Origin of the sequence: Serratia odorifera (genome assembly GCF_041448735.1) — a bacterium.
Taxonomy (GTDB): Bacteria; Pseudomonadota; Gammaproteobacteria; order Enterobacterales; family Enterobacteriaceae; genus Serratia_F; species Serratia_F odorifera.
The window spans coordinates 96,575-110,340 of the sequence record NZ_JBGMUT010000004.1; the positions used below are offsets into that span (position 1 = coordinate 96,575).

Here is a 13,766-nt window from a genome sequence, read left to right on the forward strand (position 1 = left end):
CTCAAATAATTATTTTTACAGCTTTGGTTATATGTTGCTCTATGTTCACGTTGTCATTTTGAGTTTTCGGTATGTGTAGTGATTAATTTATTGAAATATATCTATTTATAACCTTGTCTGTTTTTTGTTGGAAAAAAATGACAACGTCAACATTAAGAGAATTCAAGCTGTTAACAAATATATTGGAGGAATAAATGAGCCAGTTGCCGGAAAAAATGCGCGCGGTCGTTTGCCACGGCCCACAGGATTATCGTTTCGAACAGGTGCCTACGCCGTTGCCGAAGGCACGCGAGCTGGTGATCAAGGTGGAAGGCTGTGGCATCTGTGCCGGCGACTGCAAATGCAAAAACGGCGCGCAGATGTTCTGGGGGGAGAACCCGTGGGTGAAACCACCGGTAGTGCCGGGGCATGAGTTCTATGGGCGTATTGCCGCGTTGGGCGAGGGCGCTGAAGGCAAATATAAGGTCGGTGAACGGGTGATCGCCGAGCAGATCGTACCGTGCTGGGAATGCCGCTACTGCAAGTCCGGCAGCTACTGGATGTGTGAAACGCACAATATTTACGGCTTCCAGAAAGACGTGGCGGAAGGCGGCATGGCGGAGTATATGCGCTTTTCCGAGAATGCCATCGTGCACAAGATCCCGGAAAGCCTGAGCCACGAAGACGCGGTACTGATTGAACCGATGGCCTGCGCCATTCACACCGTGGCGCGCGGCGACATTCAACTGGATGACGTGGTGGTGCTGGCCGGCGCTGGGCCGCTCGGGCTGTGCATGGTGCAGGTGGCGCGCCTGAAAACGCCGAAGAAACTGATCGTCATCGACGCCATCGACGAGCGGCTGGCACTGGCGAAAGCGTTCGGTGCCGACGTGGTGATCAACCCGCTGAAAGAAGACGCCGACGGCATCGTCAAATCGCTGACCGGCGGCTACGGCTGCGACGTGTATATCGAGGCCACCGGCGCGCCGATCGGCGTGATCCAGGGGTTGCAGATGATCCGCAAGCTGGGCCGCTTCGTGGAGTTCAGCGTGTTCGGCAAGGAAACCACCGTCGACTGGTCGATCATCGGTGACCGCAAGGAGCTGGACATTCGCGGCGCGCACCTGGCGCCCTACAGCTATGAAATCGCCATCGATCTGTTCGAGCGCGGGCTGGTGACCTCCAGCGGCGTGGTCACCCACAGCTATTCATTGAACGACTGGGATCAGGCTTTCGCCCTGGCGGATTCGACCGACTCTATCAAGGTGATCCTGGTTCCCTGAGATTCCCGCCGTACCGCTGTTGCAGTAACGACCACCGCCTCGTTCGTAACGGATGGGGCACTGGTCGGCCAAAAGTAAAGACATGCTGTTGCTCTGATAATCACAACAAAACGCTATCCCTACAGGAGAATTGGCTATGTTTTCATTTTTCAAAAAGACCTTACCTTTTATCGTCGCCGGTGGAATGTTGGCGGCCAGCCATGTGGCGCTGGCCAAGCAGATCACTATCGGTATGTCGTTCCAGGAAATGAACAACGACTATTTCGTCACCATGAAACAGGCGCTGGATCAGGCGGCGGCCGATATCGGCGCCAAAGTGTACGTGGCCGATGCGCGTCACGACGTCGCCAAGCAGATCGGCGACGTGGAGGATATGCTGCAGAAGAAGGTGGATATCCTGCTGATCAACCCGACCGATTCGGTGGGGGTGCAGTCGGCGGTGATTTCCGCCCATAAAGCCGGTGCGGTGGTGGTGGCGATTGACGCGCAGGCTGACGGACCTCTGGACTCGTTCGTCGGTTCGGAAAACTACGACGCCGGCTTCCAGGCGGGCGAGTACCTGGCGAAATCACTGGGTGGTAAAGGCAAGGTAGCGATCCTTGACGGTATCCCGGTGGTGCCGATCCTGGAGCGGGTGCGCGGCTTCGAAGCGGCGATGAAGAAATACCCCGACATCAAGATTGTCACCAAACAAAACGGCAAGCAGGAGCGCGATACCGCGCTGACGGTGACTGAAAACATGCTGCAGTCGGCGCCGGATCTGGCGGGCATCTTCAGCGTTAATGACGTTGGCGCGCTCGGCGCCCTGGCGGCGATTGAAAGCAACGGCGCCAAGGTGAAACTGGTCAGCGTTGACGGCCAGCCGGAAGCCATCAAAGAGATCCTCAAACCGAATTCACCGTTTATCGCCACCTCGGCGCAGTTCCCGCGTGACCAGCTGCGTATCGCGCTCGGCATCGCGCTGGCCCGCTACTGGGGCGCCACCGTGCCGAAAACCGTACCGGTCAAGGTGAAGCTGATCGACCGCAGCAATGCGGCCGGCTTTAGCTGGTAACAGCGGCCAGGTTCGCCCCGCTGCGGCGGGGCGTTCGACGCGGAGGGTATTGCGGTGACAGCTTTATTGGAATTGAAGCGGATTAAAAAGAGCTTTCCCGGCGTGAAGGCGCTGGACGGCATCGATCTCGCCATTCAACGCGGCGAGGTGCACGCCCTACTGGGCGAAAACGGCGCCGGTAAATCGACGCTGGTGAAAATCATGTGCGGCATTTATCAGCCGGACGAGGGCGACATTTTTATCGACGGTGAGCAGTGCCGCTTTAGCAACTATCGCCAGGCGATCGAGGCCGGTGTCGGCATTATTTTTCAGGAATTCTCGTTGATTCCCTACATGAGCGCCATCGACAACATCTTTCTCAACCGGGAGATCAGAAATCGTTGGGGCCTGTTGGATCGACGCGCGATGCGGCGCAAGGCCGAAGCTATCTTCAAACGCTTGACGGTGGAAATCGATCTCGACTGTCCGGTGGAGCAGTTGAGCGTGGCGCAGCAACAGTTCGTGGAGATCGCCAAGGCGCTGTCGCTGGAGGCGCGCGTGCTGGTACTGGACGAGCCGACCGCCACGCTGACCCCGGGCGAGGCCGAGCATCTGTTTAGCGTGATGAACGATCTGCGGCTGCTGGGCGTTGGCATGGTGTTTATCTCGCACCACCTGGATGAGATCTTCACCATTTGCGATCGCATCACCGTGCTGCGCGACGGCAGCTATATCGAGACGCTGGCCACCGGCGACACCAACGTGGAAGAGCTGGTACGGCTGATGGTCGGGCGCAAGATCGAAAACGCCTTCCCGCTGAAACAGCACCCGGTGGACACCTCGACGCTGTTGCTGGAGGCGGAGATCCAGCGCGAAAAGCACGGCCCAACGGACCGATTTCGGCTGCATAAGGGCGAGATCCTCGGCTTTGCCGGACTGGTGGGCTCCGGACGCACCGAGACCGTGTCGGCGCTGATCGGCGCCAGTCGCTGCCACCGCAAATGCGTGAGTCTCGGCGGTCGGCCGGCGGCGCTGAATTCGCCGGCGCAGGCGCTGGCGCAGGGCATCGGTCTGCTGCCGGAGAGTCGCAAAACCGAAGGCCTGGTGCTGCCGTTCTCGGTGGCGCAGAACATCACCCTCAACCGGCATCATCGGCGCGGCAAGATCTTCGTCAGCGCCAGCAAGGATCGCGACGTGGTGCAGCGGTTGATCCACGCGGTAGGGGTAAAAACCCCGGGCGCGGATACCGCCGTCAGTACCCTGAGCGGCGGTAACCAGCAGAAAGTGGTGATCGCCCGCTGGCTCAACAACGACTGCAACATCCTGATCTTCGACGAACCGACGCGCGGTATCGACGTGGGCGCCAAGGCCGAGATCTACCAGCTGATGCAGCAACTGACCCTGCAGGGTATCTCCATCATCATGATTTCCTCCGAACTGCCGGAGATCATCGGCGTGTGCGACCGCGTACTGGTGTTTCGCGGCGGCCACATCGTTGCCGAGCTGACCGGCGACGACATCGAATCCAACCACATCATGCTTCACGCTACCGGGAGTGCATTATGATCGGAATTGAACAACCCGCCGTGGCGCGCCGCGCCGCTGCCCCCAGCCTCGGCAAGCGCTGGGATAAACTGCTACACCATCCGGCGGTGTTGCCGTTTATCGGCTTCGTGATCCTGTTTGCGCTGATGAGCGTGCTGAACGACAGCTTCCTCAGCGTCAACAACCTGACCAATGTGGCGCGCCAGGTGTCAATCAACGCCATCATCGCGGTGGGCATGACCTGCGCCATCCTCACCGGCGGTATCGATCTCTCGGTCGGGCCGGTGATGGCGCTGGCCGGCTCCGTCGCCGCCGGGCTGATGCTGGCGGCGATCCCCATCCCGTTGGCGATGGTGGCGGCATTGGCGGTCGGGGCGCTATTCGGTCTGGCCAACGGCGCTTGCATCGCCTATCTGCGCATGCCGCCGATCATCGTCACTCTGGCATCGATGGGGATCGCCCGCGGTCTGGCGCTGCTGTACACCGGCGGCTACCCGATCTCCGGCCTGCCCGACGTCTTCGCCTTCTTCGGCCGCGGCACGGTGCTGGGTATCCAGGTGCCAATTCTGATCATGCTCGGCGTGTACCTGCTGGCCTGGCTGATGCTGAACCAGCTGCCGTTCGGCCGTTACATCTACGCGATGGGCGGCAACGAAGAGGCGGCGCGCCTGAGCGGCATCCGCGTGCCGCGCTACAAGATGCTGGTGTACGTGATAAGCGGTCTGACCGCCGCGCTGGCCGGGCTGGTGCTGACCTCACGCCTGATGAGCGGGCAGCCCAACGCCGGTGAAGGCTTTGAACTGGACGCCATTGCAGCGGTCGTGCTCGGCGGGGCGGCAATCTCCGGCGGGCGTGGCGCCATTGTCGGCACGTTGGTGGGGGCAATGATGCTCGGGGTGCTGAACAACGGCCTCAATCTGATGAGCGTGTCGCCGTATATCCAGAACGTGGTGAAGGGCGGCATCATCCTGGCCGCCATCTATCTCAGTTCCGTGCGGCGCAAGTAGGGGGCGCAATGGGCATTTTTCTTGGCATAGACGTCGGCGGCACGGTGATCAAGGCCGGGTTGTACCGGGCTGACGGTGAAGAACTGGCGATCGCCGAACGCGACGGTGCGACGATCGCCGCCCGGCCAGGTTTCAGCGAACGCAATATGGAGGCGCTGTGGGATGACGTCTGCGCCGCGATCCGCCAGACGCTGCATGCAGCGGCGCTGGATGCCGGTCAGGTGCGCGGCGTCGGCTTTTCGGCGCACGGCAAAGGGCTGTATGCCATTGACCGGTACGGCAAGCCGGTCGGCAACGGCATTCTCTCTTCGGACAACCGCGCGGCGGAAACGGTCGCAGCCTTGCAGCGCGCCGGGGTAGATGCGCAAACCTACCCGCGTAGCCTGCAGCCGCTGTGGCCCAGTCACCCGGCGCTGCTGCTGCGCTGGCTGAAGCAGCATCAACCGGCGCAGTACGCCGCCGTCGATCGCATTTTGATGGCACATGACTATCTGCGCTTTCGCCTGACCGGCGAGGCGGCGGCCGAGGTAACCAATATCTCCGGCAGCAACCTGTTTAACCAGCACAGTGGGGCTTACGATCCGACGCTGATGGCGGCTTTTGGCATTGAAGAGGCGGCGGAAAAGACCGCGCCGGTGATTGGCTCGGCGCAACTGGCCGGGCGAGTGACGGCCGGGGCGGCGGCGCAGTGCGGCCTGCGGGCGGGCACGGCGGTATACGGCGGCCTGTTCGACGTGGTGGGCGCGGCGCTCAGCTCCGGCGTGGCCGACGATCGCACGCTCAGCGCGGTGGCGGGCACCTGGTCGATCGCCACCTGTGTGACCGAGCGACTGATCCCCGCCGACTATCCCTATGCCTGGGGGCGTTACTGCATCGACGGCCGCTATTTTGTGCACGAGGGCAGCCCGACCTCGGCCGGCAATCTGGCCTGGTTCCTGCGCCAGTTTTGCGCCGACGACCGGCAACGCTACGCCCAGTTCAACGCCTGGGTGGCCGAGCGCTGCGAACGGCCCAGCGAGCTGCTGTTCCTGCCCTATCTGTACGGTTCCAACCTTGGCGGCAACACGCCGGGCGGGTTGATCGGCCTGAGCGCCCATCATGAGATGGCAGACGTGGTGCAGGCTATCTATCAGGGCATCGTGTTTTCGCACCTGATCCATCAGCAGCGCATGGTGCGGCTGAACCCGCGCATTGAGCGGGTGCGCATGACCGGTGGGCCGACGCAGTCCGACGTCTGGATGCAGATGTACGCCGACGCAGGCAATCTGCCGCTCGACGTGGTGGCAAGCCGCCAGAGCGGCTGCCGTGCCGCCGCGCTGTGTGCCGCAGTAGGCGCCGGGGAGTATGCCGGCTTCGCCGAAGCGATCGCCGCCGCGCCGCCCAAGCTGCGTTGTTTTTATCCCGCGCCCGCCGCCCATCGGCGTCTGCGCGCCCAGCAGGCGCGCTATCTGGCGGTCGCCCAGGCTTTGAATGAGGTCAATGATGCAAACAACTAACGTCGCCTGTCTGGGATTGTATGAAAAAGCGCTGCCCGCCAATCTGAGCTGGCCGCAGCGGCTGGCGATCGCCGCGGAGCTGGGGTTTGATTTTGTGGAGATGTCGATCGACGAACAGCCGGCGCGCCAGCAGCGTCTGGATTGGGATCGCAGTCAGCGACTGGCGTTTATTCAGGCGCGTCTCGACAGCGGGGTGACGGTACCGAGCCTGTGTCTGTCGGCACACCGGCGCGATCCGTTCGGCAGCGCCGACGTGGCCACCCGTGAACGGGCGCGGGTGCTGTTGATCAAGGCGCTGGATCTGGCGGTGGATCTCGGCATTCGCAACATCCAACTGGCGGGTTACGACGTCTATTACGAACCCGCCGACCGTCACAGCCGTACACGCTTTATCGAGGGCATGCAGTGGGCGGTGGCGCAGGCTGGCAGAGCACAGGTGATGCTGTCGGTGGAAGTGATGGACACGCCGTTTATCAACAGCATCAGCAAATGGCGCGACATTGCGCGCCACGTCAACAGCCCGTGGTTCACGGTGTATCCCGACCTTGGCAACCTCAGCGCCTGGGGCAACGATATCGCCGCCGAGCTGGCATTGGACATTGGCAGTATCACCGCCATCCACCTCAAAGACACGATTGCGGTGGGGCCGGGCAGCGCCGGGCAGTTTCGCGACGTGCCGTTTGGCGAAGGGTGCGTGGATTTCGCCCACGCCTTTTCGGTACTCAATACGCTCGGCTATCGTGGCCCCTACCTGCTGGAGATGTGGGCGCGTGAAGACGGACAGGATAAGCAGCGCATCGCCCAGGCCAAGGCCTGGATTGAACAACAGATGATCAGCGGAGGAATCGCATGCTGAACGAACTCAAGCGGCAGGTACTGGCCGCCAATCTCAGCCTGCCGGAATATGGGCTGGTGACCTTTACCTGGGGCAACGTTTCGGCGATCGATCGCCAACGCGGGCTGGTGGTGATCAAGCCTTCGGGCATCGCCTATCAGGCGATGACGCTGGAGGATCTGGTGGTGGTGGATCTGGACGGCAAGGTGCGGGAAGGGCATTGCAAACCCTCGTCCGATACTGCGACCCATCTGGCGTTATACCGCGCCTTCGGCGATATCGGTGGCGTGGTGCATACCCACAGCCGCAACGCCACCATCTGGGCGCAGGCGGGGCAGCCGATCCCGGCGCTCGGCACCACCCACGCCGACTATTTTTACGGCGATATTCCCTGCACCCGGCCGATGCGCGAGGCGGAGATCGCCGGTGATTACGAGCAGGAAACCGGCAAGGTGATCGTCGAAACTTTCCAACAGAGCGGGCGCGATCCGCAGCAGGTGCCAGGGGTGCTGGTCTATTCCCACGGGCCGTTCACCTGGGGCAAGGACGCGGCGGATGCGGTGCACAACGCGGTGGTGCTGGAGGAGGTCGCCGCGATGGCGATGGCGACGCGCCAACTGGTGCCGGCGATCGCCCCGATGCAGCCGGCGCTGCTGGACAAACATTTCCTGCGCAAGCACGGCAAACACGCTTACTACGGGCAATAACGCCCGTCAGCGATTCAACAGCGAGCCGGTGAAGAACTCTCTGCGCACCGGCAGCTCTCCGCGCGGGCTATTGATTGCGCTAAACAGCAGCTCCGCGGCGATCTCCCCCAGTTTCTGCGTATCGTGATACACCCCGGGAATGTGCAGGCCGTAAGCGCCGGCGCGCGGCGGTTCGTCGATCGAGAAGAACTTCACCTGCTGATAGAGGCCCATTTCGTGGCAGATGGCGATGGCGCCCAGCGTGATGATGCCGTTCAGGCCGATGATGTAATCCGGGCTGTTCTCCGGCTGGGCCAGATAGGTGCGCACCTCGCTTTCCTGCGACATGAAATCGTAGTCGCCGTTGATGATATGTAGTTCGCGGCCACGCCCTTTCAGCGCCGCAACGATGCCGGCGGTACGCGTCAACGTGATCTCCGAGTCGGCGGGGCCGCCGATAATCAGCAGTTTTTTCTCCGGTTGCTCCGCCAGATAGCGGCCGGCGAGGATGCCGATCTCGCGGTTGTCGAGGAACACCCCGCTCAGTTGCTGATCGTAGAGATCGCGATCGAGCAGAATCAGAGGGATGCCGTACACCTCGGCCAGTTCCAGATAGGCGGGACGATAATGCTTGTCATCGCGCACCGCCGATAACAGGATGCCGCGCGCCTTGTAGCCGAACAGCGCCTGAATGGCGCGCATTTCCGCCTCTTCGCTGCCGTCGGTGTCGAACAGCATGATCTGGTAACCCTGCTGGCGCGCGATGCGCGACACGGTCTTGATCAGGCCGGAATAGAACGGGTTATACATACTGCTGGTGACGATGCCGATAATCTGGCTGCTGCTGCTCTTCAGCCCCTGTGCGAAGGCATTGGGCACGTAGTTCAGCTCTTTGGCGATGGCGTGAATGCGTTCACGGGTTTCCGGCTTGACCAGCTCGGGCTTATTGAAGGCGCGGGAAACGGTGATATTGGTCACCCTGGCACGGCGGGCGATGTCCACGATGGTGGCATTGGGATTGGCTTTCGACACCGTCTTTCCTTGCGTTATGCCTCAACAGATCCCTTATTGTAGGGAAAGGGCGGTTGGGGTGCTAGGGGGATGTAGAGGAAGTCCAGGAGTAAAACAAAAGAGCGTTAATAGTATCCATGATTATTAATAGCAACAATATAATTAGATATAACATTTTGCGGCATTACTGACTGGCAAGCTGAATAAGCAGGTTGCCATCGGTAGAATAGGTTACGATCTGCACATGGAACAGCCGCAGTTCGAACGACAGCAGCATGCCCAGCTAAAACTGACGGAACGGTATAATTTGCTGGCGATCCTGCATTCACGCCATAGCCACGAATGGCTGACCGTAATAGGGCGTAGAAGCGAGATGTTTGAGGCGCTGTGTCAATTGTGTCCCAGTCAACTGATGATATCGCCGTCCAACTGCATTACAACGCTAATGCCATGTTTATGTCATTGGCTTGAATATTTTTCATTTATTCCCTTTATAAATTCGAACCACTAATGACATTTTCTAGTTATAGTTCAGTAAAGGCTGGTGTGGGTTTTACTTTTCCTGAATATGATATTTATAGCTTGGTATGGCAATAGGCTATGTAATAAATTTATCTACGGCGGGTTTTAAAATCGATTGCGAAAGATCAAGCCAACTATAACATAGATGCTTTTGGGTTGGCGGTTTAAATGCCGTGGCATATTGATTTCGTACCTTATAGGAGGATGTATGTTTTCTGAAAAAGACAAGAATAAATTATTTATAGCTATGGCGGCGAAATTGGCCAAGGATAGAAAAGAGAGAAAGTTGAAATTGAATTACACAGAGGCAACTGCCTACATTGTCCATGAAACTACGGAGTATGTTAGAGATGGGCATGGCTTATCTGACGCAAAGATATTTGGTGCGACGTTGTTGAAGGTTGAGGATGTAATGGATGGAGTCGCTGAAACGTTGAAACAGATTTTTGTTGAGGCGACATTTAATGATGGTACACGTTCTTTTACTATTCATAAGCCAATAAGGTGAGGAGGGTATATGTTACCAGGCGAAGTAATTTACGCTAAAGGCGATATACAATTAAATAAAGGTTGTGATGTGATTAGCTTGAGGTTTATTTCTGACCATGATAGGCCAATAACGTTAGGCGCTTTCTTGGATATTGCTGCAGCCCATCCTACACTTAGAATAGACAGGTTTCATGGCCGATTAGACCTACCATCGGGGCTTGGGCTTCGTCTTGAGCCGGGTGATATTAAATTTAACAATGTGATTAAAAATAAAAAAAATTAAAATGGATAAGAGAGAATAGATATGGAAAATATTTCCCGTAAAGAGTATGCAGAATTATATGGCCCTACGGCAGGCGATAAAGTCCGTTTGGGTGACACCGAGTTATTGATTGAAATAGAAAAGGATCTCACCGTTTATGGCAATGAGACTTCATTCAATTTTCTAGGCAGTGCGGCAAACTGTACTCACAGTAACAAGAACTATGATCTTGTTATAATCAATGTTGTTATTGTTGACTGGAGCGGAATATATAAGGCTGATATTGGTATCAAGGATGGAAAGATAGCAAGAATCGGTAAATCTGGTGACCCTAACATTCAATTAGGCGTAGATATAGAAATTTCATCCACTACTGATATTATTGACGGTAAAAATCTGATAATCACAGCAGGGGCCATTGATACTAATGCGGTGTTTAGTGACTATGAGAAAATCTTAAAGTCCTTTAATGCCGGCATCACTACGCTGATTGGTGGTGGTCAGGGCACCACGGACGGAACCCGCATGACGGGGGTTTCTTGCGGTGACTATAATATTAGTAAGATGCTAAAAATACTCGATGATGTTCCTGTCAATGTTGGACTGTTGGCCAAGGGATATCCTAGCGGCATGGAGGATGCCATTAAAGCGGGCTGCATGGGAATTAAACTTGCACCGGAGTGGGGATTACAAAATGATGCTATCTCCGCGAGTTTTTCAGCGGCGGATAAGTATGATGTCCAGGTGGTTGCCAGTGGCACACCCACCAATGAAAGAGGATCTGTGGAAGACTTTATCGCTAGTTTAGGTAAAAATAACATTTGTATTAATGATATTGGCGGAACTGAGGGTGGGTTCGCGCCAGATAATCTTAACATGTTAACATGTACCAATTGTTTTTCTTCTGCAACCACATCCGCATTGTTTTATTCGAAAAATGTATTGGATAGTTCGCTTGATTTACTTTTGCATGGCAAGAACTTATTACCTTCTGATTCGACGCATCTGGCCATCGCCGAAAGTATTACCAGAGCAGAAACGGTAGTGGGGCAAGAACTATTGCTGGATAGAGGATGCATCCCTATTGTGACCTCAAGTTCATTACGAGATGATAGTGACCTGTTAATTCGGCATATTTGGCAATTAGCAGACAAATGCAAGAAAACAATAGGGCGTGATACGGCCGGTTTAGCAGATAATGCCAGGGTAAAAAGATATTTGGCAAAATATACGATTAACCCAGCGAAAGTTTATGGCTTATCTGCTGCTATTGGTTCTATCGAGGTAGGTAAGATTGCTGATTTGGTTTTATGGCAACCAGCATTCTTCGGCGTAGCGCCTTTTATGCTAATAAAAAGTGGCATAGCCTGTACCCTGAACGAGCAAAATAGACCGGACAACTATGATCTGAATACGGTGTTTAGGCATAGCTTCGGTAATCTTCCTGGGTTTAATAAAAATAAAATTATATTTGCTTCAAGAGAGAGTATTGAACAGGGAGTAATGGGTAATTATGATCTGGCAAGCCAAATATTTCCTGTCAGTGGTGCGCGTCAGATAGCTACAGCGGATATATACCAAGCAAGTAATCCAAAAATAGAGGTTGATCCAGAAACGTATGTTGTAAGGGCGGATGGTATTGCTCTGCACGCTGAAGCTGCTTCACAGGTCCCTTTGAGCCGGTTTTATAATATGTTTTGATGTGGGAGAGATGAGGAGATAAAGATGAATGCGATAAAGAAATACAAGAGGAGCTTGGTTAGCGACCATAATGCGTTATGGCGGGCTATTCTGGATAGATACAGTGATGGAGATTATACGTTAGATAATCCGCTTATTGTCAATAATCCTTTTAAAAACTCACCGCTTACGGCTGTAATTCTGTTTTCCAGTGGTTGCGCGTTTGCCACTTCAGCTGTTATAAGGATTGAGGGACAAAGCGGAGATAAAGATTTAACACACGAGTTTAATGATGGTAGCCAGCATAACTATCATTTTATTCCCGTGGCGGGATTATATCCTGGCATTGATAATAACGTCGAATTGACGCTAACCTATAGCGATGGTTCCGTTGTGGTAAAATCGTTCACCATCAGAACCCCGGAATTACCAAAGGATATAAAATTATTGCCGAATATCCATCCTGGTAAATCTGAACCTATTGCTATGGCGGAAGGTTTCACCTTTTTGTCACCGATAAATTCTTATATCATGGCCGTTGATCATAACGCCACTATTCGCTGGTATTTATCCGGTGATGATTATTTTCTTCCAGGTAATTTCCCACGTGATTTGGCCTTCACTAATTTTATTAGATTGAAAAATGGTAATTTCCTAGTGAATTTCTGGAAGAAATGCCTTTATGAAATTACTATCCTAGGACGCTGTGTGAAATTCACCGATCTGACGAAGATGCGGTATGGATTACATCATGATATGTATGAAATGGAAAGCGGTGACCTGCTCGTGTGTATTGAAGACCATTTTAGCAACATTATGGAGGATCACATTGGTATCTTTGATTATCAGCATTCTAACACGTTAAAAAAATATGCCGATTTTAAAGAGGTTCTTCCAACCAAAAGAGTGTATCAACCTAATATTGATTCTGTTTTAGGTGGCAAGAAAGATTGGTTGCATATTAATAGGGCCGTTTACCATCAAGAGAAAGATTTCTTTGTTATATCAGCCAGGCATCAAAATGCCATTATAGCCAGCAAGGAAATTAGTAAGCATAAATATGGCAAGATGGATATGGAGTTGCAGTGGATATTGGGATCTCATTATGGTTGGGAACCAGAGTTAAAAAAATATTTATTGAGGCCTATTGATAGCTTTGGTAATGAAATTACGGATAATGATTTTTTAGATAAGGAGTTTTGGCCTTGGGGGCAACACTCGATAAACTTTATAGATACAAACAACAGCGAAACCAGCAAAGACCCGGATGAAGTTGATATCATCCTATTCAATAACGGAAACTATAGGAGTTTTGATAAGCGCAAGCAGATAAGGTCGGATAATAATTATTCGGAGGGTGTTCATTATAGAATAAATACGAAACACATGACCGTGAAGATAATCTGGCGTTTTGGCAAGGAACTGGGTAGCCAGCGTTATTGCTCATTTGTATGTAATATTCAAGAGTTGAAGGATAGCTACCTTATCAACTATGGTGGAATTCATTTAAATGAATACGGTGAAAATATTGGGCTTCTATTAGGGGATCCGCCAATGCAGCGAGGGGAAAAGGTTTACCCCAAAACATATATTTGTGAGGTGAACAAATCAAGCAAAGAGATAGTGTTTGATTTTGAACTGGATATTGGCGAGTCAGAAGCGTTAGGGTATTATAATTTTAAGAGTCTACGATTACCAATGTACCCAAATAAATCAACTATTAGAGCTGCTTTATAATTAGTGTTAAATTAATATCTAATGTTATTTTTTATTTGCATGTTAATAGGTAATAAAATAACCCTAGGCATTTTTGCATATAAATGCCTGGGGCTATTATTAAAAAATTAATTCATGGTGTTATAAACTGAGTTACAGGTCACGGAAAAAGATCGTGATATTGACTAGTGTGGCTAAGAGTTAAAGTTTAATAATTCATGG

General features: G+C 53.8%; 12 protein-coding genes. 11 read left to right on the forward strand and 1 reads right to left on the reverse strand.

Annotation, left to right across the window (positions count from 1 at the left end; genetic code table 11):
• The first annotated feature begins 194 nt into the window (after nucleotides 1-194).
• The 7 genes from ACCC84_RS13005 (at nucleotide 195) to araD (ending at nucleotide 7,885) form a co-directional block, all read left to right on the forward strand.
• Nucleotides 195-1,262 carry an alcohol dehydrogenase catalytic domain-containing protein gene (locus ACCC84_RS13005; protein WP_371901981.1) on the forward strand — a complete coding sequence of 356 codons (1,068 nt, stop codon included), beginning with the start codon at nucleotides 195-197 and terminating at the stop codon, nucleotides 1,260-1,262.
• Nucleotides 1,263-1,398: 136 nt separating this feature from the next.
• Nucleotides 1,399-2,316 carry an ABC transporter substrate-binding protein gene (locus ACCC84_RS13010; RefSeq protein WP_004955564.1) on the forward strand — a complete coding sequence of 306 codons (918 nt, stop codon included), beginning with the start codon at nucleotides 1,399-1,401 and terminating at the stop codon, nucleotides 2,314-2,316.
• Between the two features lie 54 nt (nucleotides 2,317-2,370).
• On the forward strand, nucleotides 2,371-3,861 hold the full coding sequence (locus tag ACCC84_RS13015; protein WP_004955562.1) for a sugar ABC transporter ATP-binding protein: 1,491 nt from the start codon (nucleotides 2,371-2,373) through the stop codon (nucleotides 3,859-3,861).
• Nucleotides 3,858-4,847 (forward strand): ABC transporter permease, encoded by a 990-nt coding sequence (locus ACCC84_RS13020; protein ID WP_004955559.1) that lies wholly within the window; start codon nucleotides 3,858-3,860, stop codon nucleotides 4,845-4,847. The genes ACCC84_RS13015 and ACCC84_RS13020 overlap by 4 nt, the downstream gene beginning before the upstream one ends.
• A gap of 8 nt (nucleotides 4,848-4,855) precedes the next feature.
• Complete coding sequence (locus ACCC84_RS13025; protein ID WP_004955556.1) at nucleotides 4,856-6,343, forward strand: FGGY-family carbohydrate kinase; 1,488 nt, start codon at nucleotides 4,856-4,858, stop codon at nucleotides 6,341-6,343.
• Entirely contained in the window at nucleotides 6,330-7,199 is an 870-nt protein-coding gene (locus tag ACCC84_RS13030) for an L-ribulose-5-phosphate 3-epimerase (protein ID WP_371902001.1), read from the forward strand. Before ACCC84_RS13025 ends, ACCC84_RS13030 begins: the two co-directional genes overlap by 14 nt.
• A complete protein-coding gene (gene araD, locus ACCC84_RS13035) occupies nucleotides 7,193-7,885 on the forward strand; it encodes an L-ribulose-5-phosphate 4-epimerase (RefSeq protein WP_371901982.1) in 693 nt (230 codons plus the stop codon). Before ACCC84_RS13030 ends, araD begins: the two co-directional genes overlap by 7 nt.
• A gap of 6 nt (nucleotides 7,886-7,891) precedes the next feature.
• Here araD and ACCC84_RS13040 read toward each other — a convergent pair whose 3' ends face one another.
• Entirely contained in the window at nucleotides 7,892-8,896 is a 1,005-nt protein-coding gene (locus ACCC84_RS13040) for a LacI family DNA-binding transcriptional regulator (RefSeq protein WP_371901983.1), read from the reverse strand.
• A gap of 709 nt (nucleotides 8,897-9,605) precedes the next feature.
• Here ACCC84_RS13040 and ureA point away from each other — a divergent pair.
• The 4 genes from ureA to ACCC84_RS13060 are packed head-to-tail and all read left to right on the forward strand — an operon-like array spanning nucleotide 9,606 to nucleotide 13,565.
• Nucleotides 9,606-9,905, forward strand: coding sequence for an urease subunit gamma (ureA, locus tag ACCC84_RS13045; protein ID WP_273872063.1), 300 nt, complete (start codon nucleotides 9,606-9,608; stop codon nucleotides 9,903-9,905).
• Nucleotides 9,906-9,914: 9 nt separating this feature from the next.
• Nucleotides 9,915-10,169: an urease subunit beta gene (locus ACCC84_RS13050; RefSeq protein WP_371901984.1), complete on the forward strand. Its 255-nt coding sequence runs from the start codon at nucleotides 9,915-9,917 to the stop codon at nucleotides 10,167-10,169.
• A 21-nt stretch (nucleotides 10,170-10,190) separates the two neighbouring features.
• Nucleotides 10,191-11,849 carry an urease subunit alpha gene (locus ACCC84_RS13055; RefSeq protein ID WP_371901985.1) on the forward strand — a complete coding sequence of 553 codons (1,659 nt, stop codon included), beginning with the start codon at nucleotides 10,191-10,193 and terminating at the stop codon, nucleotides 11,847-11,849.
• Between the two features lie 24 nt (nucleotides 11,850-11,873).
• Nucleotides 11,874-13,565, forward strand: a complete 1,692-nt coding sequence (locus ACCC84_RS13060; protein ID WP_371901986.1) for an aryl-sulfate sulfotransferase — start codon at nucleotides 11,874-11,876, stop codon at nucleotides 13,563-13,565.
• Nucleotides 13,566-13,766: the final 201 nt, after the last annotated feature.